The sequence below is a fragment of the Planotetraspora sp. GP83 genome (assembly GCF_041262585.1).
Lineage (GTDB): Bacteria > Actinomycetota > Actinomycetes > Streptosporangiales > Streptosporangiaceae > JAOEGB01.
Window position 1 is genome coordinate 89,733 of the sequence record NZ_JBGCBZ010000014.1, and the last position, 24,771, is coordinate 114,503.

A 24,771-nucleotide genomic window follows, 5' to 3' on the forward strand; every position below is an offset into this window, starting at 1 on the left:
GAGGAGATCCATGCCGCCGTCAGCCGAGCAGCGCCGCCGCCCGGGGTTCGTCCCCTCCCGCGGCGGCCAGCCCCGCGAACTGGAGGTCGATGAAGGCGTCGGCGATCTGGTCGCGGCGTAGCCGGACGCCTTCCTCATCGGAGCGGACCTCGGCCATCCGTTCCAGGAAGCCGAGCAGATGCCGGCAGGGCCCCAGGGCCAGGACCTCGTCCAGCGCGACCCCGGTCCGCTCGCGCCAGAGCTCCCGCGAAGCGCCCTCGAACGTGGTGAGCGACTGGTACAGCAGCCGGGCCGCGATGGCCGGTGAGGCGGCGGGGTAGCACTCGTCGAACCGCAGCGGATCGCGGTTGTAGGCGGCCAGGAAGCCGCGCCGGTGCGCGAGATACTCCCCCTCGATGAGCGAGGTGGCGCCGGAGCCGAACCCGGCCCAGTCCATGCGGAGCTGGAAGTAGGCCAGGTCGCTGTGGCAGCGGCGATGGCCGAAGTGGCTCATCGCGTATTCCGGGAAGCCCGCGTCCACGAGGAGCGCGGCGGCTCGCGCGTACGCGGCCTTCTGCTCGGAGCGCAGCATCGCGGTGGTGCCCCGGGTCACCTGCCGGCGCAGGACCGTGCCGTGAGCGGGCCGGTACGGATAGAGCGCGACATGCGTGATCGGCAGTTCGAGTGCCGCCCGCACGGAGTCCGTGACCTCGTCGAGGTCCTCTCCCGGCAGCCCGCAGATCAGGTCGACGGACCGGTCGTCGAACCCGGCTTCGGCCGCGAGGTGCACGGCGCGCCGAGCCTGCTCGGCGTCATGGCTGCGGCCCAGCCGGCGCAGACGCCGATCGTCGAACGACTGCACTCCGCTGCTCCAGCGGCGGAAACCCACATTCCTGAAGGCGGCCAGTTTGGCGAGGGTGAGGCTTTCCGGGCTGCACTCGATGGTCGCCTCGTCCAGGCCCGCGGACAGGTCGAACACCTCGTGCAGTGCCGTCCCTATCTGCGCGATCTCGTGCTCGGCGAGGATGCTGGCCGTACCGCCGCCCCAGTACATGATGGCCGGGCGGTATCCGCGCGCCGCCAGGTCCGCGCCCCGCTCCTTGATCTCCCGGCAGAGCGCGGCGATGTAGGCGCGCCTGGGGCTGTCGGCTGGGCGCAGCAGCAGTTCGGCCGTGGGAACCTCGGTGACCCAGTCGCAGAAATGGCACTTCGAGCTGCAGAACGGGATGTGAACGTAGATCAGCAGGGGACGCGCCTCACTCATCCGGGCCATCCGACGAAAATGGTGTGGGCCAGGAAGGACAGCACGCCGTCGAGCCCGAGCGCCTCGTTGGCCAGGTCGTCGACGTAGCTGGAGCAGTCGGTCGTCCCCAGTCCGAACCCGGTGGCGGTCAGGTGCATGTTCTGGGCGATGCCGCCGCACTCGTGCAGGACGAAGCGCATCCCCCGCGGGCCGTACTTGCGCATGGACCGCCACGGCCTGGCGACGAGGAGCACGATGACGGCCGCGCTCTCGATGGAGATGACACCGCCCGGGATCGCGAACGAGTCACGCAGCCGATCCACGACGGCCCTGTCCCCGGTGCGGACGAGCACATCCTCGACAGGGCTGTAGCGGTAGGTGCCCACAGCGAGCTCGGGCACGTCGAGGGCGGCGATGTGGACCTCGACGGGGTAGAGCCCACCGCCGCTCGGCACGGCGCGGAACCGGTAGGTGGCGGTGCCGCCGCGCATGAGCTCGGCGTCCGCCTCGCCGGTGACGCCGGCGCCGAAGCGGAGCATCGTGCCCACCTCGGCGAGGGCGACCGGGTCGCCGGTGTACCCGCGTACGCTCCGCCTCCGGGCGACGGCCTCGTCCAGTGCGATGTTCACCTCCAGCGGCGGCGGCAGCTCGACGGCGTGGGCGGCGGGAATCGTCTCCTGATCGATCACGGACAGCGCGGTGGCCATCACGTCCCCGAAGTAGTCGGCCCCCGACAGCTGGGCCTCCCGGTCCCCGGGCGCGAAGCGGCTGGCCACGAGGAAATCCTCGGCGGGCCGTGGAAACCGTGCCTCGCCCAGGTTGTCGTAGCGGGCCTGGTGGGTGCGCAGGCCGACCGTCGACAGGCCCGGGCTGAGCAGTCGGTACGCGCTGACCCCGGCGCTCGCCTCGGCCAGCTGAGGATCGGTGTAGTCCATCGGCGCGGTCACTCCTGGAAGATCTCGGTGGGCGGGGGGACCTTCCGGTTAAGGGCGATCGACTGATCGACGAGCTGGTCGGCCGTGACCGGAGTCGCGTACTCGCCCAGCCGGAACGTCGCATGGGCCCATTCGCTGAACTCCACCAGCCCGAAGCGGTTGCCGTCGGCGTCGGCAACGCTGGCGCCGCGCCCCATCGAGTCACCGGCGTCACCGCGGTAGAAGGGACTGTCGCGGAACTGCTCCTGGAACTCCGGCTTGATCTGCTTGGGCAGCGGCAGGTCGTACGGCCCGGCCGTCACCTCGCCGCCGAATTCGACGATCTTCTTCAGGACGGCGTCGAGGTCGGTGACGTGGAAGTAGATCGTCACCGATTCCCCGGGGAACCTGCGCTTGTTCACCGTGACCAGGATTCCGTCGCTGGACACCGGAGCGTGATAGGAGATCTCGTACGACAGGGAACGGGCGAGCGGCATTCCGAGAAAAGCCTGGTAGAACGCGAGACCGCGCTCCATGTCGTCGACCGGGACATTGATGAGCACAGGCTTCGGAATGGCGGATACGTCGATTTCCGAACTGGTTTCCATGGGCTGACACCGTGCTTCCTGACGGGAATTGACGCCTGATGGGAGGCGGAGCCCGGAGGCCGAGGCTCCCCGGGCCCGCTTTTCACTACGGCCGCACGATGGTGCCGCACGAGCTGGACGTGCAGCCCGCGCAGCACGACGACGCGCCGGGAACGACGACGCCGAACCCGGCACCGGACAGGCCGGCCCCGAGCGGCTGAGCAGTCATGCTGCGGTGGTCGACCGTGGCGGTGCTCTCAAGCTTCATATCGTTTTCACCCTCCCTTCCACATTTGACAATGGAGTCCCCCCGCCGATCGGTTTCGCGGATTCATGCCTGGCCCGGGCTCCACGCTCTCGAATCTACGAAAGGCCCCATTTCTCCGAATCGGTCGCACTGATCATCACACGAGGACATTCTTTGTCAATAATGAGCATTAGGCCACAACGCTGGTGACAAATATCATCATGAAATGATGAGTTAACAGATCTGTCCCATTCGCCGGCCGCGGCCGTAAGGTTCTTCGGGTGGCCGGGGACGGCGGAATCCGGTCCGCGACCGTCACGCGATGCGAAGTTCACGATCTCGGCTGATCGCGTCCATGAAGCAACGGGAGGGCCCTGACGGCGATGACGAACGACACCGCCCAAGTGAGCATCAAGGACGTGACGTTCAGTTACGACAGCGTCCACGCGCTCGCCGGAGTGACCTTGGGGATATCCGCCGGCGAGGTCGTCGCGCTGCTGGGGCCGAACGGCGCGGGCAAGAGCACCCTCACCCACGTGATGCTGGGACTCCTGCCCCCGAAGACCGGCCACGTCAGCCTCTTCGGCGCCGGCCCGCAGGAAGCGGTCGCGCGGGGCCGGGTCGGGGCGATGCTCCAGGACACCGGACTGATGCGACATGTCAGCGTGCGCGAGCTGGTGGGCCTGGTCGCGGCGCAGTACGGCCGAGCCGCCCGAACTGGTGAGATCCTCCAGGAGGCCGGACTGGCGGACCTGGGGTCTCGCCGGGTCGGCAGGCTCTCGGGTGGCCAGCGCCAGCGAGTCAAGTTCGCGCTGGCCATCGCGGGCGACCCGCCGCTGCTCTTTCTCGACGAACCGACCGCCTCCCTCGACGTCGAGGCACGCCACTTGTTCTGGCAGGACATCCTCGAACGGGCCGGGCGAGGCAGAACGATCGTGTTCGCCACTCACTACACCGAGGAGGCGGAGGCGTACGCCAACCGGATCATCGTGCTCCAAGCGGGCAAGGTGGTCGCCGATGGCCCCGCCGAGCAGATCGTGGCGCGGGTGAGCGACGTGACCCTCCGCTTCAGCGATCCCACGGCGCGCCAGGGGGACCTCGCCCGGCTGCCGGGCACCCTGCGGGTGCGGAGCGACTCCAAGGAGGCGAGACGCTGGGAGCTGGTCACCTCCGACCAGGACGCGACCCTTGACGCCCTGTACGGAAGCCGGCGATCGGGCGTCAGCGGCCTGGAGATCTCCCGAACCTCCCTGGAGGACGTCCTGATCTCGCTCACAGAGGAGACCGGCCAGCCATGACCCGTTACATCCGGCTAGACGTGATCAGCATGGTCCGGAGCGGCTACTTCATCGTCTTCTCCGTGCTCTTCTCGGCCGGTTTCTACGTCATGTTCACCAAGCTGTTCACGGTGGCGGGCTGGACCTCCGTCCCCGGGTTCGCCGTCACCTACATGGTCGCGCTGGCGGTGTCCGGCGCGTTCTACGCGGCGTTGACCGGCGGCGGGATCAGGCTCGGCGAGGAGCGGGGAAGCGGGTGGGCACGCCAGCTCACACTCACGCCGCTTTCTCCACGGCGGTACGTGCTCGGCAAGCTCGTCGCCGCGTGGCTGCTCGCTCTCCCCGCACTCGTAGCGATCTTCATCTTGGGCGTCGCGCTCAACCAGGTGGCCATGCCATTGGGCAACTGGGCGCTCCTGGTGGCCGCGACCTGGGGCGGGAGCCTCTGCTTCGCCGTGTTCGGAGTGGCGGTCGGGCTCCTGGTCGCCGGGGAGGCGACGCAGTTCGCGTGCCTGGGGGTGTTCTTCCCGCTGGCGATTCTGGGCGGGCTGTGGTTTCCGACGTCGGCGTTCCCCGAGACGCTGCGGCGGATCACCGACTACCTGCCCACCAGCGCGCTCTACCGGTTGGGCGTCACCGCGGTGCACGGCTCGGGCTCGGTCGCCACGCCGATTCTGGTGCTGGCATGCTGGACCGCCCTGGCGGGCATGGTGGCGCTGGCATGGCTGCGCCCGGAGTCGCTCAGTCCTACCCGGTAGCTCACAGCCCTGCCCCGGTAGCGCAGTCCCGCCCGGTAGCTCAGTCCTGCCTCGGGAGTCTTCAGCGGGCGCCTCACAGCCAGTCGTTGCCCGCGGCGATGCGTACGGCTTCGTGGCGGTTGCGCGCGCCGGTCTTGCGGATGGCCCGGGTGAGGTAGTTGCGCACCGTTCCAGAACTGAGACGCATGGTCTTGGCGATGTCGGCGACGGTGAGAATGTCGCGCGCGTGCCGGAGGACCGCCACCTCCTGCGGCGTAAGCGGGGACGGCTTCGCCAGCGCGATGCGGGCGGCGAGTTTGTGATCGATTATGAGTTCACCGGTGGCCACCTGCCGGATCGCGGTGACCAATTCAGCCGGCGACGTGTCCTTGACCAGATAGCCACAGGCGCCCGCCGCGAGGGCGGCGCGTAAGGCTCCGGGTTCGCGGAACGCCGAAAGGATGACGCATTTCGTGTCTGGGGACCGCCGTCTCAGCGCCGCGACCACCTCCACTCCACTCGACGGACTCTCCCCCGTCCCCGCGGCCGCCGGTATCTTCAGATCGACCAGAGCGACGTGAGGCCGGACCACGGAACCGACCGCGACGGCCTCCTCGATGCTGCCCGCGGTGGCGACCACCTTCAGCCCCGGATACCCCGACAGCACGAGCTCCAGCGCGCCGCGCATCAGACTCTGGTCTTCCGCGATGAGGACACTCAGCGGCGGCTCAGGCATGTAATCGTCTCCCCTTGGCCGGTCTCGCTATCACGCGGACACCACCCTCCTGAGAACGTGCGACGTGCAGTTCGGCGCCTGCCTGCTCCAGGCGTTCCCTCAGCCCGGTGAGACCGGCGCCCGGTACGACAGGCCATGTGGGCCGTCCGTCGTCTTCCACGGTCAGCCGATCAGCCCCGAAGATGACTCGGCAGTTCCGCGCACCACTGTGCTTGACGACATTGGTGACGGCCTCGCGCAGGAACCACGCGAAGGCTGCGCTCTGATGCGCCTGCGCGGGGCTCCCGAAAACGGTGAGATCGATACCGGCCCATCCCAGAAGCTCCCGGGCCTCCTCCAGTTCCGCCGCGACATCGGGAGCCCGCATCTCCTCCACCACCGCCAAGGTGTTGTTCAAGGTCGTCCGCGCGAGCGCCGCGATACGGCGTAACTCCTCCTGCGCGCTGCCTTCGGAGCCGCTCTGCGCGACCACTTCGGCTCGCATCACGAGAGCGGCCAGATCACGTCCGACCAGATCATGCAGGTCGCGGGACAGCCGTTGCCGCACTCCTTCTGTGGCCAGTCGCACGGAGATCTTCTGGGTCTCCCATTGTGTGACGGCGAACTCGATCACCTGGTGAATGCCGGTCAAAGTGAGAGTGAAGACACTCAACTGTGTCGCCAGCACGACGAGCCGCATCGGGGACAGTTTCAACACGAGCCCGACACAGACCATGACGAGCACGAGCCCCGCGCCGGACAAAATCCCGGCGTAGGGCCCGTGTGTTATGACAAGGCACGTTAGGACAAAAAAGGGCAGGTAGTAAATCCAGTTCGACGGCAGGACCACCAGCAGAGCGAATCCGCTGACCACCACGCCTGCCAGCGCCCAGGGGGTGCGGAGCCGGCCGGACCGCGGTATCGAGCAGGACACCACGCGGACATAGAACGCGCCGAAGACCACGAGACCGCAGCTCGCGCCCAGCCATCGGAACAGGCTGGGCTTAACCTCGACGAAATCCGGCCACAGCGTGAGAACCAGCAACAGGAAAGAAATCGTGAAAAGACGTATTCCCCTATAGGGGGCCGCTGATCGTGAACTGCTTGCTCGGGCGAACTCCACCTCGTCCCGCACGCCCAGATCATTGCACGAAACGGAACTCTTGAGGAGGATCGCCGCCAAAGTTAACGCATGCATGTCATTCATGAGCGTCGTCGTACATCGCCCTGACCGCATGTCCGAGATCTTCACAGAGGACGGCCGGCGCACAGCTCACATGGGTCGTACGGCTCCCGCTGGGAGCCGACGTGACGTCCACGAACCGCGAAAGACGCTCGGCGAGCCCCTCATACCGCTCCCCCGCGATCGCCCTCATCACCGCCGGCCTTCCTCGCCTTCGCACAGGTCGCCCACGTCGGCCTGGTTCTCCTTCGCCACCCGGCTTACGCGGCTCCCGAGGTGCGGCAGAGGTCGGTCATCACGACCGACATCGTGGAGTACGAGTGCAAACCCAACGGCTCGACGCAGACGCAAGAGATCAAGGTCAAGATCGAGCTGACGATGCCGACCGGCGCCACGACGCGCGAGCAGATGACCATCGGCTGGCGGGGCACCTACGCCGAGGGCGCCGAACTGAGGGCACCGGCTGTGGGCCTGAGCGCAGGCACCAAGCTCTACGCGTACGCATCGATCAGCGGGCTCGCCGGGCTGACCTCCGCCACGGGCGTCGGGACGCTCAATACGGTCAGTGGAGGCGAGATCATCCCGCTGCCGCAGGATGAGGGCGGGTGCCAACTTGAGCAGCCCTGGATGGGGAGAATTACGACAAGCCGGGACCCTCACCCGACGGCCCCGACTACCAGGCCGGGCTGCCCGTGAGTGGGCTTCCCCCGCTTGCCATACCGCCGCCAGCCACAAGTTGGAATCGATGCCGTGCGTTCTCCCTACTGTCTTACCCCCGCGACGTTCAATGGAGATCAGCGACGACAGCCGAGGAGGATCAGATCGGCATGGCGAAACCAGGCAAGCCGAACCAGGCGGCCTCAACTCCGGACGCGACGGTGTCGGGAGCGGTCCAGATCGTCGCAGTGGTAGTCGGCCTCGGTCAGATCCTCGCCGTCGGCTCGGCCGAGGCGCTGTTGACAGTGAGCCTGCTCCTCTTCGGGATCAGTGTCTTGGTGCTTGTCCACGCGAGGAAGAGCCACGCGAAGAGACTTCTGGCCTTGGCGCTCACGGGAATCGTCATCACCTCGATCGTGAGTGCCCTCGGGGCCTATCGGGTGACTCGTCAATGGCTGTCAGAGGACGTCACCGCCCGGCCTCCCGCCACGACGAAAACCCCGGCCACAACCCCGGCCACGACAACGACCTCGGCCACGCTCTCACCCCTGCCTTCGCCGAAGACCCCTCAGCTCAGCGTGAGCGCGGGAACCCCCGTGAAATTCGTCGACTCCCCCTCCAACGCGAAGTACCTGGGCAATGCCGAATCCCTGGACCTCGACTACTCCGCGCACGAGGGTCTGATCTACCGCGGCAGGGTGATCAACGGTGTGGAGTTCGACCACTCGATCGGAATCCGCGCCGACTGCGACAGAGATTCTGTAGCCGCCGACAACTGGGCGGACTTCAAGCTGGACGACCAGTACAACACCTTCCAGGCAGTGATAGGAATCAGCGACTCCAGCGACGACGACATCACCGATCTGACCTACGAGGTCTACTTCGACGGACTCAAGGTCCACTCGGAAACCGTCTCCCGGGACAACCCGACCCGCCTGGCCCTGTCCATCGCCGGCGCCTCCCAGATCCGGCTCCTGGTCAAACGCTCCGCCGACGTCCGCTGCACCGGCTCGGGCCTGTCGAGAAAGGCCATCGTCGCCTTCGGCGGGGCGGCCGTGATCCCATAACGCCGTGATTCCGTAGCTCGGTAGTCGCACACCCCTGAGAACGGACTACCGATTCGCCGCCGGCCCCGCAGGCGCCACCGCCTTCGCCGCCGACGGTGCTCCAATAGCGATTGGGCACATCGGGCTTGGCGGTAAACGAAGAACCCCAGCTCATGACAGGTGTGAGCTGGGGTTCTTCCGGGGTGCGCCGCCAGGGACTCGAACCCCGGACCCGCTGATTAAGAGTCAGCTGCTCTAACCAACTGAGCTAGCGGCGCGCGACCTTCACCAGGGTAGCGGCACTTGGAGGCGCCTGGAGCCGCCGGCGGGAGCCGTACCGAAGGGTGGCCTGCCCCCGAGGCAACCCGAGCCTTACCCCTCGTGGACGTTTCGGCCCTTCGCCTCGGGTAGGGGGTCTGGCAACGAAGGGAGAGAAACCATGACACCGGACCTTTGGTCGTACCCCGAGAACGTGTACGACACCGGACAGAACCTCGACGTGATCGGATACGACGTCGAGGCGACGGACGGGAAGATCGGGTCCGTCGACGAGGCCACCCACGAGGTCGGCCAGAGTTACATCGTCGTGGACACCGGTCCCTGGATCTTCGGCAAGAAGGTCATGCTGCCGGCGCGCGTGGTCACGCAGATCGACCCGCAGGAGCGCAAGGTGTTCGTCAGCAGGACCAAGCAGGAGATCAAGAACGCTCCGGAGTTCGACGAGTCGGCGTTCAAGGAATCGGCCTACCGGGACCGTCTCGGCGAGTACTACGGGCGCTTCCCCTACACGGGCGACGGCCTGTAAGACTCGATCAATCCCCTAGTTGATCGGAAGGGGCCGCGCCGAAAGGCGCGGCCCTCTCCTCATGTCCCGGCTGTCCGGACGACTCGTGCGGAGCCGGCTATGTCTTCCTTCACACCCGGCCCCTTCAGGTCACCTCCCCTTCGGGGCCGGGCGATCAGGCCTCGGCCGGATCACGGCCACGTGCTGTCCCCTGACGGCGAGGTCGGGGCGATGACGTTGAGCCGTTCGAGCAGGGTGACGAAGGTCGACGCGTACGGCGACGGCGCGACGACCGCGGCCACCCGGTCCCAGTTGACCTGCTCTCGCATGGCCCGGACCATCGGCAGCATCGAGCCGTAGTCGCAGGTGTGCTCGGAGAGCGGCAGGATCCAGGAGATGACCAGGTCGGTGGCCTCCAGGACCGGCAGGCTCAGCGCGGCCGTGTTGATCATCTCGGCTCGGGCGATCATGGCTTCGGTGACCGGCCGGTCGGCGAGCGAGAAGATCATGTCGACGAGCACGCCCTCCTCGTCGAACGCCTTGACCAGCCAGTCCTCCGGCGGTTTCGCGGTACGGAATCCCAGGTTTTCCAGGGTTTTCAGCGCGAGGGGGACGTCTTCCTCGACCAGGGCGAAGTCGACGTCGTGTAGTGATGGCGCGGCGCCTCTGGCATAGCCGGCGCAGCCTCCGGCAAGAGCGAAGCGCACCCCGGCCTCCTTGAGGCCGGCGCCGGCGCGCTTGAGCGTTTCGAGGATCGCGTCGGTGACGGCGTGACTGTGACTACCCACTCACGACGCTTGCCCAACCAGGTTCATCGCAAACAATCCAGGGTAGGGCGCCTGCCATGACGGAGACTCTCAGAGAAATCCAGCGCGACTACGAGGGCGATGAGAGCCGCCCACTCGAGGGATATGCCCGGGTCCTCGGGGTGTACGGCGGAGCCGTCTCGGTCCTGCTCGCCGCGGCGAAGCTGACCGGCCACAGGGCGCCGGAGAAGATCAGCCCGATGGATCTCATGTTGATGGGCCTCTTCACGCACCGGCTGTCCCGCACCCTGGCCAAGGACACGGTCACGAGCCCGATCCGGGCGCCGTTCACCCGATATGTCGGCGTTTCCGGGCCTTCGGAGCTCAAGGAGGAAGTCCGCGGCTCCGGGCTGCGGCATGCCCTCGGCGAGCTGGTGAGCTGCCCGTTCTGTCTCGCCCAATGGGTGGCGACGGGATACGCGGCGGGCATGGTCTTCGCCCCGCGCTTCACCCGCGTGGCCGGAGCGACGATGGCGGCCGTGGCGATCTCTGACTGGCTCCAACTCGCCTACAGCCGTTTGATGAAGGCGACCGATGGGTGAAACCCTTGAACCTCTGGCCGACCCCGGGGAGACCCCCAAGGAGCGCGTCGATCGCGAGCTCGGCGAGCTGCTGCAGGGGCTCCGGGTCGCCGGCACGGGCGTGCAGGTCCTGTTCGCCTTCTTATTGACGCTGCCCTTCTCGTCCGGCTTCCACAAGATCGACACGATGGGTCACGGGCTGTTCTACGTCGCGGTCGTGACCGCCGCGGTGGCGTCGATCTGCTTCATCGCCCCCGCGACCCAGCAGCGCATCCTGTTCAGGTCGGGGCTGAAAGAGCTCCTGCTCCGCCGGGCCAACCGGCTGGGAGTGGTGGGCGGAATCTCACTGGCGATCTCCATGGCCTGCTCCACCAGCCTGGTCGTCGATGCTCTCACGGGTGGGTGGCCCGCGGCGGCCATCGGGGTGGCAGTGGGCTTCCTAAGCGCCTGGCTCTGGTTCATCCAGCCGCTCATGTCACTCCTCCGCGCCCGGAAGCGCGGCCAGTCGTCCAGGGGCGGCAGCACATATCACGTGAGCCGCGATCTGCAGAACGGCCGCACACCATAGGTTCGCCGGACACCCGCATCGCCCCCAGCCGGCGTCACCCCTACATCACGCCGGCCAGTGCGACCGCGAATCACCTCAGCCAGTGCGACCGTGACTTACGACAACGCCATTCCGAAATCACGACCGCGCGACCACCAAAACGCGGTCGCGCTCATCGTCGCCGTACGCCCTGGGAGCTGCTTCCGGGATTTATTTGCCGTCCCGCAGCCGAGGCAGGATCTCCGAAGAGTAGAACGAGAAGAACCCGTCCTGCTCCGGCCCGATCTGCGAGATGTACACCTCGTCGAAACCGGCCTCGACGTACTGCCGGATGGACGCGAGGTGCGCCTCCGGAGAGGGCCCGCAGGCGATCGACTTGGTGGCCTCCTCCTCGGTGACGAGCTCCGAAAGCTGCTTGAAGTGGCGCGGCAGCGGCAGCAACTGGTTGGCCTCACCGGGGATGGCGCTCGTGGGCCACAGCCGGTGGACGGTCTGACGGGCCTGGCTCTCGTCGGCCGACCAGCAGACCTTGACCCCTGCCGCCGAGGGCTTGCCCTCTCCCCCGGCCTTGTGGAACGCCTCCACGAGGTCCGCGGCCGGAGCCGTGGAGATGTACCCGTCGCCGAGCCGTCCGGCCAGGTCGACGGCCTTGGGGCCGAACCCGGAGATGTAGATCGGCGGCAGCCGCTCGGGCAGTGAGTAGATGCGTGCGGTGTCGACCTCGTAGAACTCACCGCGATGGGTCACCAGCTCGCCGGTCCACAGCTCGCGGATGATCTCCAGAGCCTCCTCCAGCATCTGCTGGCGTTCCTCCGCCGGAGGCCATTGGTCTCCGAGGATGTGCTCGTTGAGCGCCTCGCCCGTGCCGACGCCGAGACGGAACCTGCCGTCCAGCAGGATCTGCGCCGTCGCCGCCGCCTGAGCGATGATCGCCGGATGGATCCGGATGAGCGGGCAGGTCACGGCGGTCGTCACGGGCAGTGACGTGGCCTCGGACAGTGCCCCGATGACCGACCAGACGAACGAGCTCTGGCCTTGTTCGTCGAGCCAGGGGTGGTAGTGGTCGGAGATCCACAGCGCCTCGAAGCCGGCCTGCTCCGCCAGCTTGGCCTGCCGTACCAGTTCCTTGGGGTCGTGCTCCTCGCTTGACAGAAAGTATCCGAACGTGGTCATGTCCTTCACATGCCCGGCATCGGTAAAGCAAACGTCAGGCCGAGGTATTGCGCGGCAAATTCGACTTTCTCTGGGGCTTGGTGATGTTACGAGCCCATTTGTGAGGGCAGTTGAGGGCCATGGCTACTCTGCTCTGGATCATCGCCGTAGTACTGGTGATCGCCGGGATCTACGTCATCCTGGCCCGTCGGGACATCCTCTGGGGGATCGTCCTCATTGTCCTCGGGTTCCTCGTCGGCCCGGGTGGCGTCAGTATCTTCAATCCCTAACCGTCATCCCTAGTACAACGGGCGGCGGCCGGCTTACCAACCGGCCGCCGCCCGTACAAAGCTGTCCACGCAAAGCCGTCCGCGCGAAAGGCGCGCGTTCACATACAACGTTCACATACAAACCGGCCACGCGTAGAGGCCGTCCTTGAAAAGGCCGGCCGTACGCTGATCAGCAGTCGCCGTCGCCGTTGAGGCAGTAGACGACGTAGGCGTGCTCGATCACGGGCAGCGCGACGTTCCGTACGCGTATCCCGCCGGGAGTCACGCCCTTCTCGGTGCCCGCGTGGGCATGGCCGTGCACGAACAGGTCCGCCCCTTCCGCGTCGGCCGCCTCCGCGAGGAGGTAGCTGCCCAGGAACGGGTAGATCTCCGGCGGCTCGCCCGTAAGGGTGTCCTTGACCGGCGAGTAGTGGCTGAGCACGACCTTGTGGTCGGCTTCCAGGCCCTTCAGCGCCAGGCGCCACCGCTCGGCGATCTCCCTGGTGTGCCGGACGAACGCCTTGGTCTCCGGCTCGCCGAACTCGCTGGCGCACTTGCCGGCGAACCCCCCGCCGAAGCCCTTCCCGCCGGCCACGCCGAGCCGTACTCCGTCGAGCGGCACGACCGTGGACTCGTCGTCGAGCACGGTGATGCCGGTGTCCCGCAAGACCTCGATGATCTCTTTGTTGGCGTCCGAGTGGTAGTCGTGGTTCCCGAGCACGGCGACGACGGGAATGGGCAGGTCGCGCAGCTCTTCGGCGACCACGCGGCCCTCCTGTACCGTCCCGTGCCTGGTCAGGTCACCACCGACAAGCAGGACGTCGGCGCGCTGTTCGATGCCTTCGAGCTTCTTCCGGTAGTGGCCGCGGACGTCCTCGCCCAGATGGATGTCCGCCACCGCGGCGATCCGCAGTTCCCTCACAGGTGCTCCTCCTCCCCCGGCTCGCGTACCTCCACGAGCTTGATCTCGTTGTGCACCCTCAGGCCGGGCGCCGCCTCCTGTGCGACATCCTCGATCTGGTGGCGGCGCTCCTCAGAGGACACCTGGCCCCTGAGGTACACCTCTTCCCCCCGCACGTCCACACGGATGCCCAGCTCATTGGTCCGGTCGTCCTCAGCGAGAACCCGCTGGACGCGGGCCGCGACATAGTGCGGTGTCTCCATGGCTTTCCCCCTCAATCCTGTACGGCTACCGCCGGCGCGTGCTGCCGTGCTGCCCACCGGCTTCGCGACGAAACTCACTGGTTTGAGGTCCATCTGTCAGGATATGGTGTTTAAGGACCTTGGTGCCTAAGACGCAGGTATCTCCTTGGCGTAAGCATGCCGTTATGGAGGAGCGTTCTTGGGAATGGGTCACGTCTCCCCGCACGCCGACAGACCTCTGGACCACGTCGGCAGACCCCTGGACAAGTGCCACACCCAGCGCCGCACCAAGCGTCTTCCGGCGCGTCCGCGGAGGCGTCACCGCCCGGCGAATCACGTTGCCGACCACGGGCATCTCCCGAAGCCCGGCGACACACAGTCCGGCGACACGCAGCCCGGCCGTACACAGCCTGGCCGTACACAGCCGCCTGCCGCGCCGCGCCGCCTCCTCGCAGGCCGCGCCGATCTGCCCGGTTTCCGAGCACTCACACCTGGACTCCATGACCCCCGAGCCGGGTACACGCCACTCCCACTCATGGAGGTACCCCGGTGAAGGTAGCAATGATCTCCGAACACGCCAGCCCACTGGCCACCCTTGGCGGCGTCGACTCCGGCGGCCAGAACGTCCACGTCGCCGCGCTCGCCCGCGAGATCGCGGGGCAGGGGCACGAGGTCACCGTCTACACGCGCAAGGACAGCCCCGGCCTTCCCGAGTCGGTCGCGTTCGGCCCGAGGCTCAACGTCGTCCACGTTCCGGCAGGCCCGGCCAAGAAGCTCCCCAAGGACGAGATCCTGCCCTGGATCCCGGAGTTCGGGAAATGGCTGCACGACCGGTGGCTGTTCGACCGGCCCGACATCGCGCACAGCCACTTCTGGATGAGCGGCCTCGCCACGCTGGCGGCGGCCGAGGAGCTCCGCGTCCCGGTCGTCCACACCTACCACGCGCTGGGCAACGTGAAGCGGCGCCACCAGGGCCCGGCGGACACCAGCCCGCGTGACCGGATCCACGCCGAGGCCGAGATCGGGCACCGGGTCGACGCCATCATCGCGACCTGCCGCGACGAGGTGGACGAGCTGATCCGGATGGGCGTGCCACGCCGGACCGCCGGCATCGTGCCCTGCGGCGTCGACGTCGGCATGTTCAACTCCCGTGTGGCGCCGCTGGAGCGGCCGGGCCGTCACCGCGAAGCGAGGCCGCGGCTGCTGTCGGTCGGCCGGCTGGTGCCGCGCAAGGGGGTCGACACGATCATCGAGGCCCTGCGGTACCTCAGGGACGCCGAGCTGGTCATCGCGGGCGGCCCGCCGAGCTCGGCGCTGCACCGCGACCCCGAGGTGACCCGGCTGCGCTGGACGGCGGCCCAGGCCGGCGTCGGCGCACGCGTCCGCTTCCTGGGGCAGATCGGCCGGGAGGCGCTCCCCGCGCTGATGCGCTCGGCGTCCGCCGTCGTCTCGGTCCCGTGGTACGAGCCGTTCGGCATGGTCGCCCTTGAGGCGATGGCCTGCGGGGTGCCCATCGTCGCGTCGGCCGTGGGCGGCCAGAAGGAGACCGTCGTCCACGGCGTCACCGGCGTGCTCGTCCCGCCGCGGCAGCCGTTGGTGCTGGCCAGGGCGCTGCGGAAGCTCCTCGACGACCCCGTGCGGCGCACCGCGTACGGCATCGCGGGAGCGGACCGGGCCAAGGTCAGGTACAGCTGGGACCGGATCGCCTCGGAGACGCTCGCGATCTACGACGGGGTCCTTTCCTCCCGGACCCTCGAAAGGAATGCCTCTTGAAATCACCGCTCGTAGAACTCTTAGGGTTCTCAGACCTCTCAGAACGACTGATCGACACGTGCGCACCGGGGGATAGATCGTGGCGGTGACGGCTCTTGTGCTCCGCTCACTCGGCATCGGCGGCCTGCTGACCGCGGTGCCCGCGCTCCGCGCCCTGCGGCGCGGCGGGATCCGGGTGGTCCTCGCCACCCCACCCGAGCTCAGCGAGCTCGCCGCGCTGACCGGGGCCGTGGACAGGATTCTCCCGACGTACGGCCTGGCCTCCCTGTCGTGGCCGGGCCCGGGAGAGGAGGAATCCGACCGCCCGCCGCTCATGCCAGACCTGGCGATCAACCTGCACGGCGGCGGCCCGAAGAGTCACCAGGTCCTGCTCGACCTCCGGCCCCGCCGCCTGTGGGCCTACGCCAACGACAGCCTGCCGTGGGTCAAGGGCCCGCGCTGGGACCCCTCCGAGCCCGACGTGCTCCGGTGGTGCCGCCTGGTTCAGTGGCACGGCGTGCCGGCCGATCCGGAGGATCTCCGGCTGCCGACCCCGATGGTCGCCAGCCCCGCGCCGGGGGCCGTCGTGATCCATCCCGGCGGGCTCGACGTGGCGCGGCGCTGGCCGCCCGAGCGGTTCGCCGCCGTCGCGCGGGCGATCGCGGGCGAGGGGCTTCCCGTGGTGATCACGGGCAGCCGCCGGGAGCGGCCGATGGCGCTGCTCGTCGCGACGCAGGCCGTGCTGCCCCCGCAGATCGTGCTCGCGGGCCGCACGTCCCTGCGTGAGCTGTGCGCCCTGGTCGCCGGGGCACGGCTGGTGATCAGCGGCGACGCCGGGATGGCCCAGCTCGCCACGTCGTACGGCACGCCGTCGGTGGTCGTCCTCGGCCAGCAGGGCTCGGGGCGCTCGGCCCAATCCGGCGAGAGGTCCGCCGAGAGATCCGGCGGGAGCCGTAAGCACCAGACGCTCCACCAGACGTTCTACCCGTCACCGCCCGGGTCGCCGCGGCAGTCACTTCAGCGGAGCGCCGACATCACGGACGACGTCCTGCCGGCGGAGGTCCTCAAGGCCGCCGAACGCGCTCTCGGCGCAGGAGTGCGATGACGGCCTCTTCCACCGGGCCGTGGGTGGCGAGCTGCCCCTGGTCGGTGTCCTTGCCGAGCCCTTCGAGCGAGATCGTCTTCCCGCGCTCGTAGAGCTCAACGAGGCGGGGGTCCACGTAGGACGCACGGGCCACGGCCGGGGTGTTGCCGAGATACTCGGACACCTCGGTCATCACCCGGGAGACCGCCTTCTTCCGTCCAGCCGTGCTGTGCACCGGCTTCGAGACGGCGAGGCCCACGGCGGCCAGGACGGTCGCGTGCCAGGTGCGGAAGTCCTTGGCCGTGACCTCCGTGCCGAACACCTCCCTCAGGTAGGCGTTGATGTCGGCGCTGCGGACGTCGGCCCAGCCCTCGTCGGTCTGGTAGCGGAGCAGCTCACCCCTGTGATCGGAGAGCGCGCCGACGACGGCGCACACGTCGGAGTCGGCCAGCACCTGCTCCCGCTCCTTGCGGCCCTTGGCGAGGTATTTGCACACCACCTCGCCGTCACGGCACTTGACGTGCGACGTCCGCAGGGTGGCCAGGCCGTACGAGTCGGTGTACTCCTCGCCGCCGACGCGGAAGAAGCCGATGTCGAGCATCCGCGCGGCGGCGGCGAGCACCCGTTCACGGGTCAGCCCGTCGCCCCGGAGGTCCTTGGCCACCCGCTCCCGGAAGGCCGGGAGCCGCTCGGCCGTCGACAGCACGCGATCGAACTTGGCCTCGTCCTGCTGCCGGCGCCACACGTCGTGATACCGGTACTGACGACGGCCGGCCGAGTCGGTCCCCACGGCCTGGAGATGCCCGTCGGGAGACCCGCAGATCCACACATCGGTCCAGGCGGGCGGGATGGCCAGCGACCTGATCCGCCGCAGCGTCGAGGCATTCCTGACCGGCCGTCCGGAGGCCCAGGTGTAGCTGAACCCGCGCCCGCGCCGCCGCCGCCTGATGCCGGGCTCGTTCGGATCACTCGGACGCAACGTGATCGGGGGGACCTCGAACGCCTTCGCCAGCGCTGTCCTCGACAGCTTCCCGGAAGGTCTCGTGGACGCCCTTCCCGCGGTCATCGGAGGAGATCCTGAGCTTGGTCGAGCACGTCGTCCACGGTCACGTCACCGACCCAGGAAACCGAGCGATGCCCGCAGTCCTCGATGCCGGGGCTCGTGCCGTCCCTGCCGCAGGCCGGGCAGCGCGTGGTCCACGAGATCAGCGGCCGGTGCAGGCGCCTGCTCAGCGGGCCCCAGTTGATCAGGTTGCCGCACCAGTAGACGCCCACGGTAGGCGTCCCGGTGGCGGCGGCCAGGTGACGCGGCCCGGTGTCGTTCGAGACGAGCAGGTCGCAGGCGGCGTAGAGCGCGGTGAGCCCGCCCAGCGACAGCTCGTCGATCACGGCTCTGGCGGGCCGCTTCATCGCGGCCAGGGTCTGCCCGACGACGTCTCGCTCCGCCTCGGTGCCGGTCACGACGACCGGCCGTCCCAAGCGGTCGGCCACCTCGGCGAACCGCTCCGGCGGCCAGCGGCGGCGGGGGTCCCCGGCTCCCGGGTGAATCGCCACCAGGCCCCGGGGCAGCCTGCCGAGGGTCTGGTTGAGCTCCGCCCAGTCCTCCCGGATGACGGCCACCCGCGGCTCGACGTCGCAGGTTCCCGCGCCGAGGAGCCCGGCGACCTCCAGGTAACGCAACGTCTCATGCTGGTAATGGATATAGGGAACCCATCTGTCGAGCCGCTCGGCGTCCGGCGTGCACAGCCCGGCCGTGAGCCCCGCCCCCAGCCGGCGGATGAACGGGTTGGAGTTGCGCCCGCCGCCGTGCATCTGCACCGCGATGTCGAATCTCCGCGCGCGCAGGTCTTCGTAGATCTCGCCGGGAGCCGAGGATCCGTCGTCGGAGGTCACGCCCGAGATCGGCGGGAGGGCCACCACCTCGTCCATGGGGCCCGGACGGTTCCGCAGAAACCGGGCGTGCCACTCCCGCCCCAGCAAAGTGATCTTGGCGGAGGGATACGCCCTTCTCAACGCTTCCATGGCGGGCAGGGCGAGCAGGAGGTCGCCCAGGGCGTTGGCCCTCAGCACGGCGATCCGCTCGACGCCCTCGACCAGCAGCGCCGTCATGGCACGCGCCCGCCTGTCGTCAGCAGACCGTCCGGCGCTCTCAGACCGGCCGCCCTCATCAGGACGTCTGCCGTCATCAGGACGTCTGCCGTCATCAGGCTCATGCGGTCGCCCATCACGCACCCCCACTCCATGCGGCCCTGTACCGCACCGGTTCCGGCCGAACCTTCCCCCGGCGGCGGCCGCGCCGCGATACTCGTCCCGGCTACCCCATGAACCTCCCGGCAAACACGGTGCGGACCGCCGCCGGGCCGGGCCGGGCGAGTGGCCGCCGTTTCCCTCCGGCTTCTCCGGGTAGCCGCCCTCTTATGACGGAGGAGACGCTCAACCGTTTCGGTGATGTCACGGCCGTCGTGGTCGGGGACGTCATGCTCGACTCGTGGCTGCGCGGCCACAGCGACCGGATGGCCCCTGAGGCGCCCGTTCCGGTGGTCGCGGTGGAAGAGATCGAGGACCAGCCCGGCGGCGCGGCCAACGCCGCCGTGAACCTGGCCGCTCTCGGCGCGCGGGTCCACATGGTGGGGGTGACCGGGGCCGATCCCGCCGGGGCCACGCTCAACGCCACCCTGGGACGGCTCGACATAGAGGGCCTGGTGATCGTCCGGAGCAGGCGGACCTCGGTCAAGCGCCGGGTGCTCACGGACGGCCAGATCGTGGCCCGCTACGACGAGGAGGACGGCTCGCCGCTCTCGGAGGCCGCCGAGCGCGAGGTGATCGATCAGCTCGTCACGCTCGCGCCCGGCGCCGACGTGATCATCGCGTGCGATTACGGCGGCGGTGTCTGCACCCCGGCCGTACGGCAGGCCGTATGCGAGCTCACGCAAGGGGGTCGAGGGCCGATCCTGGTGGTGGACGCGCACGACGCCGGGAGGTGGCGGGACTGCCACGCGAAGGCCGTGCTGCCCAACTACGCCGAGGTCGCCCGGCTGCTGGGCGAGAACGGCCACACCGACCGCGTCGGCTTCCTCTCCGCCCAGTCAGAGCGCCTGCTCGACGCCACCGGCGCCGAGTCGGTGGTCACGACGCTCGACGACGAGGGAACGCTCCTGCACAGGTGGGGGCGAGAGCCGTACCGGACTCATGCGACACCCGCGCCGGACACGATGAGCATCGGCGCGGGAGACACGTTCACCGCGACGTTCGCGCTCTGCCTGGCCGCCGGGACCGACGAGGAGACGGCCGCCGACGTCGCGCAGGCGGCGGCGAGCGTGGTCGTCAACCGCCCGGGGACGGCGGTCTGCACCAGGGAGGACCTGCTGGGCGTCCTCCGGCCGGACATCGCGCTCTCCCTCGACCAACTGGCCGGGCGGATCGCCCGCGACCGGGCCGAGGGCAGGCGCGTCGTCTTCACCAACGGCTGTTTCGACGTGCTGCACCGGGGCCACGTGGCCTGCCTGGAGGAGGCGGCCCGCCTCGGGGACGTGCTCGTGGTGGCCGTCAACAGCGACGACGGCGTCGCCCGGCTGAAGGGCTCCGGGCGGCCGATCAACACCTGCGAGGACAGGGTGGCCGTGCTGGCCGCCCTGGGCTGCGTGGACTACATCGCCGTCTTCGACGAGGACAGCCCGGAGGAGCTCCTGCGGCTGGTCCGGCCCGACCTCTACGTCAAGGGCGGCGACTACCACCCCGACATGGTCCCGGAGGCGGACCTGGTCAGGGAGCTGGGCGGCGAGGTGCGGGTGCTGGGCTACGTCCCGGACCTGTCCACCACGGCGATAGTGAACAGGATTCGAGGGTAGGGGGGCGCCCATGACTGAGGAACAGCGATCACCGACTGGAAAACCCATGGTGCCGGCGACGCCGAAGGACGTGATCCACGTCCGGATCGGCTCCTTCGCGTTGGTGTTCTGTGTCGGGGTCGGCCTCCTGTCGGCCCTCGTCCATCTGTGGTGGCTGACCGCGGTCGTGCTGGTGATCGCGGTGGTCGTGATCGTCGACATGGCGCTGGCCGTACGGAGGCAGCGAAGCCTCGGCGGCGGCCCGGAATCGAGAGGGTGAGACGGTGAGCCTGAGCGACAAGGTCGTCGTGGTGACGGGAGCCAGCGGCGGGGTGGGCCGGGCGGTCGTCCGGCAGCTCGGCGATCAGGGCGCGATCGTGGCCCTGATCGCGCGGGGCGAGGCCGGGCTGGCCGGCGCCGCCGTGGACGTCGGCGCCGGGGGTGGAAGCGCCAAGGTCTTCAGCGCCGACGTGGCCAATTACGACGAGGTGCGGCGTGCCGCCCAGCAGATCGAGGCCGAGCTGGGCCCCATCGACGTCTGGATCAACGTCGCCTTCACCACGGTGTTCGCGCCCTTCATGGAGATCACGCCGGAGGAGTTCGAGCGGACGACCCAGGTCACCTACCTGGGCTATGTCTGGGGCACCCGGGCCGCGCTGGAGGTGATGAAGCCCCGCGACAAGGGCGTGATCGTGCAGGCCGGGTCGGCGCTGGCCTACCGCGCCATCCCGCTGCAGTCGGCGTACTGCGGGGCCAAGCATGCGATCAAGGGCTTCACCGAGTCGGTCAGGACCGAGTTGTTCGCCGAGGACTCCGGAGTGAAGATCACGATGGTGCAGCTCCCGGCGCTCAACACGCCGCAGTTCGACTGGGGCCTGACCCGCGTTCGCCGCCATCCCCAGCCGGTGCCGCCGATCTATCAGCCGGAGGTCGCCGCCCAGGCGGTGCTGTTCGCCGCAGAGCACCCCGGGCGGAGGGAATACTGGGTCGGCGCGACCACGGCGGCCACGATCATGGCGGAGAAGTTCGTGCCGGGCCTGCTCGACCGCTACCTCGGCAGGACCGGGGTGAAGTCGCAGCAGATCGAGGGCAAGGCCCCCACGGGGGTGTCGAACCTGTGGGAACCGGCCGACGACGACCAGGACTACGGCGCCCATGGCAGCTTCGACGACCGTTCTCACCAGCGCAGCGTGCAGGTATGGATGTCCCAGCACCGCCGCCTGGTCACGGCCGGAGCCGCGGGCCTGGCCGCGGCCGCCGCACTCGCCCTCCGCCGACGCCGCTGAGGCCGCGCTGCGACGGCGCCGAGCCGCCGCCATTGGGGCCGCCCGCCATTGGGGCACCGCCGCTCGGCCTGCGCAGGGACCGGCGCTTCAGCGATTGGTGGGCCTCTGGGCCTCTTGTGGCTATTTCGGTGGAATACGAAGGCGTTTGGCGGGGTAGTCGGGGGCGATGGACGAGCCTGACTATCGCTTTCTGTGTGAGCTCGCGGCCCAATTGCGCGTGGACTCGGTGCGCGCCTCGGCGGCGGCCGGTTCCGGCCATCCGACGTCCTCCATGTCGGCCGCCGAGCTCATGGCCGTGCTTCTCACCCGCCATCTCCGCTTGGACCTCACCGATCCCGCCAATCCGGCGAACGATCACCTGATCTTCTCCAAGGGGCACGCCTCTCCCCTTCTCTACGCGATGCTGAAGGCCGCGGGTGTGATCACGGACGAGGAGTTGCTGACGTTCCGGGCTCGCGGGAGCCGCTTGGAGGGCCATCCCACCCCACGGCTGCCGTTCGTCGACGTGGCCACCGGCTCGCTCGGTTTCGGGCTGCCGGTCGGAGTCGGCCTCGCGCTGACCGGCCGCAAGCTGGACCGCCTGCCGTACCACGTCTGGGTGCTCTGCGGCGACGGCGAGCTGGCTGAAGGCTCCATGTGGGAGGCGTTCGAGCACGCGGGGCACGAGGGCCTGGCGAACCTCACCGCGATCATCGACGTGAACCGGCTGGGACAGCGCGGCCCGACCCGGCACGGCTGGGACCTCGGGGCGTACGCCCAGCGCATCGGCGCCTTCGGCTGGCACACCATCGAGATCGACGGCCACGACCCGGGGCAGATCGACTACGCGCTGGGCGACGCGTTGAACACCCGCCGCCGTCCGACCGCCATCCTGGCCAGGACCTGCAAGGGCTTCGGCGTCTCCGCCGTCGAGGACAGGGAGGGCAAGCACGGCAAACCGCTCCAGGACCCCGAGCAGGCGATCTCCGAGCTCGGCGGCCCGAGGAGCGTCACCGTCCCGCTGAACCGGCCGCTCGGGGGCAGCCAGCCGTACGGCTTCGCGGAGGGCGCGCTCACGCTGCCGGCCTATGAGGTGGGTGAGCGGGTGGCGACGCGCACGGCCTTCGGCGAGGCTCTGGCCGCGCTCGGGACCGCCCGGGGGGACGTCGTCGCGCTCGACGGCGAGGTGGCCGACTCGACCAAGCTGGAGACGTTCGCCAAGGCCCACCCCGAGCGGTTCTTCGAGTTCTACATCGCCGAGCAGCAGATGGTGGCGGCCGCGATCGGCATGCAGGCGAGAGGCTGGAAGCCGTACGCCGCCACGTTCGCCGCCTTCCTGACCAGGGCGTACGACTTCGTGCGAATGGCCGCGATCAGCCGGGCCGGCATCCGCCTGGTCGGCTCCCACGGCGGCGTGTCGATCGGCGAGGACGGGCCGTCGCAGATGGGCCTGGAGGATCTGGCCGCGTTCCGGGCCGTTCACGGCAGCACGGTCCTCTATCCGTGCGACGCCAACCAGACCGCCCGGCTCGTCGCGGAGATGGCCGACCTGGACGGCGTGAGCTACCTGCGCACGACCAGGGGTGAGACCCCGGTCATCTACGGCCCGCAGGAGACGTTCCCGGTGGGCGGGTGCAAGGTGCTCCGGACGGGCGGTCACGCCACGATCGTCGCGGCGGGGATCACCGTGCACGAGGCTCAGGCCGCGGCCGAACTCCTGGAGGAGGACGGCATCTCGGTGACCGTGGTGGACGCCTACTCCGTCAAACCGCTCGACTCGGGCGAGCTGCGGATCATGGCCAACGCCACGGGCAGGGTCGTCACCGTCGAGGACCACCGGCCGGAGGGCGGCCTCGGAGACGCCGTGCTGTCGGCGCTCGCCGACCTGACGGTCCAGGTCGTGAAGCTCGCCGTCTCCGGCCTGCCTGGTTCCGCCACCTCCGAGGAGCAACTCGTGGACGCCGGCATCGACCGGCAAGCGATCCGCGACGCCGTACGAACCCTGGTCCGTTGAGTGGTCCGTTAAGTGGCCCGTTGAGCCCGTGTCCCCCGACATCGGCCGTCCCCAGTGCTCGGCGCGCGCGATGACACGAGCATGACAAAACCCTCAAAGGAAGAAGGGCATCGTCCTCGCGCACGAGCAGGGGGTACAACGTCTGCTCGTGGCTGTCGTTCAGGCAGGCCCCGGCCGGCCGCGGCTACAACGTCGTCGTGTCCTCACCGAGAAGGTGCGGCGTATGGGGTTTCAGCGGGTTTAAGCGGGTTTCAGCGGGCTTTGGCGGGCTTTGGCGGTCGCTCGGCGGTTGGCCTTCTTGATCGCGTCTACGAGCTCCTCCTTGGTCATCCTGGACCTGCCCGTGACGCCGAGACGGGCGGCCGTCTCGTAGAGATGCTGCTTGGACGCGTTCGCGTTCACACCCTCGGCGGTCTCCCCCGCCTTGGGCGTGCTCTTCTCCGCCTGCTTGTCCGAAGGGCCGCGCCTGGCCTTCTTCTCCCAGTGGTCGCCGACCTTCTCAAAGGAGTGCTTGAGCGCGGCGAACGCGGTCCGGTGAGCTCGCTCCCCCTCGCCGTACGTCTTGACGGCGGAGTCGTGGGCCTTGATCCATGTCTCCTGGGCCTCCTTCGGGGAGCGCTCCAGGGTCGACGGCAGTTCCTCGCGTGCTGGCATGGTGATCGTGCCTCCGTTCGGAGCCCGGCGAGCGGGAGCGCGTCGTGACCGGCGGCACGCGGCTCCCGTCCGCGGGTGGTCTCAGATCGGGTCGGTGTAACGCCGCTCCTCGTAGACGTGGCGGCTAGTGGTCGCCTCGTCGACGGGCGCGGCGGTCGTGATGGTGGCGGCCCGGCGTACCGTGGTCAGCCGCCAGATGCCGAAGAGCAGCCCGGCCAGCCCGCCCACCATGAGGATCACCCCGATCACCTGGATGTCGATGCCCGCGACCGCGAAATCGACCGCCCAAGTGAGGATGGCCCCCAGCATGATGAGGATGATGCTTCCGGCAATGGTCATGGCGAATCCCTCCTTCGCCCTTTGCTCTA

At 68.8% G+C, this 24,771-nt stretch carries 28 protein-coding genes and 1 tRNA gene; 14 read left to right on the top strand and 15 right to left on the bottom strand.

The window, feature by feature from the left end; genetic code table 11:
* Nucleotides 1-19: 19 nt before the first annotated feature.
* The 4 genes from ABH927_RS20480 to ABH927_RS20495 form a co-directional block, all read right to left on the bottom strand.
* Nucleotides 20-1,243, bottom strand: coding sequence for a coproporphyrinogen-III oxidase family protein (locus ABH927_RS20480; RefSeq protein ID WP_370023858.1), 1,224 nt, complete (start codon nucleotides 1,241-1,243; stop codon nucleotides 20-22).
* Nucleotides 1,240-2,169 carry a SagB/ThcOx family dehydrogenase gene (locus tag ABH927_RS20485; RefSeq protein ID WP_370023859.1) on the bottom strand — a complete coding sequence of 310 codons (930 nt, stop codon included), beginning with the start codon at nucleotides 2,167-2,169 and terminating at the stop codon, nucleotides 1,240-1,242. The genes ABH927_RS20480 and ABH927_RS20485 overlap by 4 nt, the downstream gene beginning before the upstream one ends.
* Nucleotides 2,166-2,699 (bottom strand): VOC family protein, encoded by a 534-nt coding sequence (locus ABH927_RS20490; RefSeq protein WP_370023860.1) that lies wholly within the window; start codon nucleotides 2,697-2,699, stop codon nucleotides 2,166-2,168. Before ABH927_RS20490 ends, ABH927_RS20485 begins: the two co-directional genes overlap by 4 nt.
* A 130-nt stretch (nucleotides 2,700-2,829) precedes the next feature.
* Nucleotides 2,830-2,991 (bottom strand): hypothetical protein, encoded by a 162-nt coding sequence (locus ABH927_RS20495; RefSeq protein WP_370023861.1) that lies wholly within the window; start codon nucleotides 2,989-2,991, stop codon nucleotides 2,830-2,832.
* 362 nt (nucleotides 2,992-3,353) lie between these two features.
* Here ABH927_RS20495 and ABH927_RS20500 point away from each other — a divergent pair, with 362 nt between their 5' ends.
* Together ABH927_RS20500 and ABH927_RS20505 are read left to right on the top strand one after the other, a co-directional pair.
* On the top strand, nucleotides 3,354-4,268 hold the full coding sequence (locus tag ABH927_RS20500; RefSeq protein ID WP_370023862.1) for an ABC transporter ATP-binding protein: 915 nt from the start codon (nucleotides 3,354-3,356) through the stop codon (nucleotides 4,266-4,268).
* Complete coding sequence (locus ABH927_RS20505; RefSeq protein WP_370023863.1) at nucleotides 4,265-5,005, top strand: ABC transporter permease; 741 nt, start codon at nucleotides 4,265-4,267, stop codon at nucleotides 5,003-5,005. Before ABH927_RS20500 ends, ABH927_RS20505 begins: the two co-directional genes overlap by 4 nt.
* Nucleotides 5,006-5,078: 73 nt before the next feature.
* On the opposite strand, the gene ABH927_RS20510 is transcribed toward ABH927_RS20505, so the two are convergent.
* Nucleotides 5,079-5,720, bottom strand: a complete 642-nt coding sequence (locus tag ABH927_RS20510; RefSeq protein WP_370023864.1) for a response regulator — start codon at nucleotides 5,718-5,720, stop codon at nucleotides 5,079-5,081.
* Nucleotides 5,713-6,906 carry a sensor histidine kinase gene (locus ABH927_RS20515; RefSeq protein WP_370023865.1) on the bottom strand — a complete coding sequence of 398 codons (1,194 nt, stop codon included), beginning with the start codon at nucleotides 6,904-6,906 and terminating at the stop codon, nucleotides 5,713-5,715. Before ABH927_RS20515 ends, ABH927_RS20510 begins: the two co-directional genes overlap by 8 nt.
* A gap of 252 nt (nucleotides 6,907-7,158) precedes the next feature.
* Between ABH927_RS20515 and ABH927_RS20520 the strand changes: the two genes are divergently transcribed.
* Nucleotides 7,159-7,578: a hypothetical protein gene (locus ABH927_RS20520; RefSeq protein WP_370023866.1), complete on the top strand. Its 420-nt coding sequence runs from the start codon at nucleotides 7,159-7,161 to the stop codon at nucleotides 7,576-7,578.
* 131 nt (nucleotides 7,579-7,709) lie between these two features.
* On the top strand, nucleotides 7,710-8,606 hold the full coding sequence (locus tag ABH927_RS20525; RefSeq protein ID WP_370023867.1) for an NPCBM/NEW2 domain-containing protein: 897 nt from the start codon (nucleotides 7,710-7,712) through the stop codon (nucleotides 8,604-8,606).
* Between the two features lie 183 nt (nucleotides 8,607-8,789).
* Here the strand turns inward: ABH927_RS20525 and ABH927_RS20530 are convergent.
* Nucleotides 8,790-8,863, bottom strand: a tRNA-Lys gene (locus ABH927_RS20530).
* A 161-nt stretch (nucleotides 8,864-9,024) separates the two neighbouring features.
* Here ABH927_RS20530 and ABH927_RS20535 point away from each other — a divergent pair.
* Nucleotides 9,025-9,390 (top strand): PRC-barrel domain-containing protein, encoded by a 366-nt coding sequence (locus ABH927_RS20535; RefSeq protein WP_370023868.1) that lies wholly within the window; start codon nucleotides 9,025-9,027, stop codon nucleotides 9,388-9,390.
* A gap of 170 nt (nucleotides 9,391-9,560) precedes the next feature.
* Here ABH927_RS20535 and ABH927_RS20540 read toward each other — a convergent pair whose 3' ends face one another.
* Nucleotides 9,561-10,157 carry a hypothetical protein gene (locus tag ABH927_RS20540; protein WP_370023869.1) on the bottom strand — a complete coding sequence of 199 codons (597 nt, stop codon included), beginning with the start codon at nucleotides 10,155-10,157 and terminating at the stop codon, nucleotides 9,561-9,563.
* 56 nt (nucleotides 10,158-10,213) lie between these two features.
* Between ABH927_RS20540 and ABH927_RS20545 the strand changes: the two genes are divergently transcribed.
* Together ABH927_RS20545 and ABH927_RS20550 are read left to right on the top strand one after the other, a co-directional pair.
* Nucleotides 10,214-10,717: a DUF1360 domain-containing protein gene (locus ABH927_RS20545; RefSeq protein ID WP_370023870.1), complete on the top strand. Its 504-nt coding sequence runs from the start codon at nucleotides 10,214-10,216 to the stop codon at nucleotides 10,715-10,717.
* Nucleotides 10,710-11,264, top strand: a complete 555-nt coding sequence (locus ABH927_RS20550) for a DUF6328 family protein (protein WP_370023871.1) — start codon at nucleotides 10,710-10,712, stop codon at nucleotides 11,262-11,264. The genes ABH927_RS20545 and ABH927_RS20550 overlap by 8 nt, the downstream gene beginning before the upstream one ends.
* 189 nt (nucleotides 11,265-11,453) lie before the next feature.
* On the opposite strand, the gene ABH927_RS20555 is transcribed toward ABH927_RS20550, so the two are convergent.
* Nucleotides 11,454-12,416 carry an LLM class F420-dependent oxidoreductase gene (locus ABH927_RS20555; RefSeq protein WP_370023872.1) on the bottom strand — a complete coding sequence of 321 codons (963 nt, stop codon included), beginning with the start codon at nucleotides 12,414-12,416 and terminating at the stop codon, nucleotides 11,454-11,456.
* A gap of 119 nt (nucleotides 12,417-12,535) precedes the next feature.
* Between ABH927_RS20555 and ABH927_RS20560 the strand changes: the two genes are divergently transcribed.
* Nucleotides 12,536-12,685, top strand: a complete 150-nt coding sequence (locus tag ABH927_RS20560; protein WP_167530303.1) for a GPGG-motif small membrane protein — start codon at nucleotides 12,536-12,538, stop codon at nucleotides 12,683-12,685.
* Between the two features lie 169 nt (nucleotides 12,686-12,854).
* Here ABH927_RS20560 and ABH927_RS20565 read toward each other — a convergent pair whose 3' ends face one another.
* Entirely contained in the window at nucleotides 12,855-13,586 is a 732-nt protein-coding gene (locus tag ABH927_RS20565; protein ID WP_370023873.1) for a metallophosphoesterase, read from the bottom strand.
* Nucleotides 13,583-13,828: a BON domain-containing protein gene (locus ABH927_RS20570; RefSeq protein ID WP_370023874.1), complete on the bottom strand. Its 246-nt coding sequence runs from the start codon at nucleotides 13,826-13,828 to the stop codon at nucleotides 13,583-13,585. Before ABH927_RS20570 ends, ABH927_RS20565 begins: the two co-directional genes overlap by 4 nt.
* Before the next feature lie 528 nt (nucleotides 13,829-14,356).
* On the opposite strand from ABH927_RS20570, the gene ABH927_RS20575 reads away from it, so the two are divergent.
* Both ABH927_RS20575 and ABH927_RS20580 read left to right on the top strand, forming a co-directional pair.
* Nucleotides 14,357-15,580, top strand: coding sequence for a glycosyltransferase (locus tag ABH927_RS20575; protein WP_370023875.1), 1,224 nt, complete (start codon nucleotides 14,357-14,359; stop codon nucleotides 15,578-15,580).
* A gap of 85 nt (nucleotides 15,581-15,665) precedes the next feature.
* A complete protein-coding gene (locus ABH927_RS20580) occupies nucleotides 15,666-16,664 on the top strand; it encodes a glycosyltransferase family 9 protein (RefSeq protein ID WP_370023876.1) in 999 nt (332 codons plus the stop codon).
* Here ABH927_RS20580 and ABH927_RS20585 read toward each other — a convergent pair.
* Nucleotides 16,624-17,709 (bottom strand): DNA topoisomerase IB, encoded by a 1,086-nt coding sequence (locus ABH927_RS20585; RefSeq protein WP_370023877.1) that lies wholly within the window; start codon nucleotides 17,707-17,709, stop codon nucleotides 16,624-16,626. The genes ABH927_RS20580 and ABH927_RS20585 overlap by 41 nt on opposite strands.
* Nucleotides 17,706-18,752 carry a glycosyltransferase family 9 protein gene (locus ABH927_RS20590; RefSeq protein ID WP_370023878.1) on the bottom strand — a complete coding sequence of 349 codons (1,047 nt, stop codon included), beginning with the start codon at nucleotides 18,750-18,752 and terminating at the stop codon, nucleotides 17,706-17,708. The genes ABH927_RS20585 and ABH927_RS20590 overlap by 4 nt, the downstream gene beginning before the upstream one ends.
* Before the next feature lie 308 nt (nucleotides 18,753-19,060).
* Here ABH927_RS20590 and rfaE2 point away from each other — a divergent pair, with 308 nt between their 5' ends.
* From rfaE2 to ABH927_RS20610, 4 genes are all read left to right on the top strand, one after another.
* A complete protein-coding gene (rfaE2, locus tag ABH927_RS20595) occupies nucleotides 19,061-20,491 on the top strand; it encodes a D-glycero-beta-D-manno-heptose 1-phosphate adenylyltransferase (protein WP_370023879.1) in 1,431 nt (476 codons plus the stop codon).
* 10 nt (nucleotides 20,492-20,501) lie between these two features.
* Nucleotides 20,502-20,750, top strand: coding sequence for a hypothetical protein (locus ABH927_RS20600; protein ID WP_370023880.1), 249 nt, complete (start codon nucleotides 20,502-20,504; stop codon nucleotides 20,748-20,750).
* Nucleotides 20,751-20,760: 10 nt separating this feature from the next.
* Nucleotides 20,761-21,756 carry an SDR family oxidoreductase gene (locus tag ABH927_RS20605; protein WP_370023969.1) on the top strand — a complete coding sequence of 332 codons (996 nt, stop codon included), beginning with the start codon at nucleotides 20,761-20,763 and terminating at the stop codon, nucleotides 21,754-21,756.
* Nucleotides 21,757-21,922: 166 nt separating this feature from the next.
* Nucleotides 21,923-23,749, top strand: a complete 1,827-nt coding sequence (locus ABH927_RS20610) for a transketolase (RefSeq protein ID WP_370023881.1) — start codon at nucleotides 21,923-21,925, stop codon at nucleotides 23,747-23,749.
* Nucleotides 23,750-23,989: 240 nt separating this feature from the next.
* Here ABH927_RS20610 and ABH927_RS20615 read toward each other — a convergent pair whose 3' ends face one another.
* Both ABH927_RS20615 and ABH927_RS20620 read right to left on the bottom strand, forming a co-directional pair.
* Entirely contained in the window at nucleotides 23,990-24,403 is a 414-nt protein-coding gene (locus ABH927_RS20615; protein WP_370023882.1) for a ChaB family protein, read from the bottom strand.
* 81 nt (nucleotides 24,404-24,484) lie between these two features.
* Nucleotides 24,485-24,742 (bottom strand): DUF6458 family protein, encoded by a 258-nt coding sequence (locus ABH927_RS20620; protein ID WP_370023883.1) that lies wholly within the window; start codon nucleotides 24,740-24,742, stop codon nucleotides 24,485-24,487.
* Nucleotides 24,743-24,771: the final 29 nt, after the last annotated feature.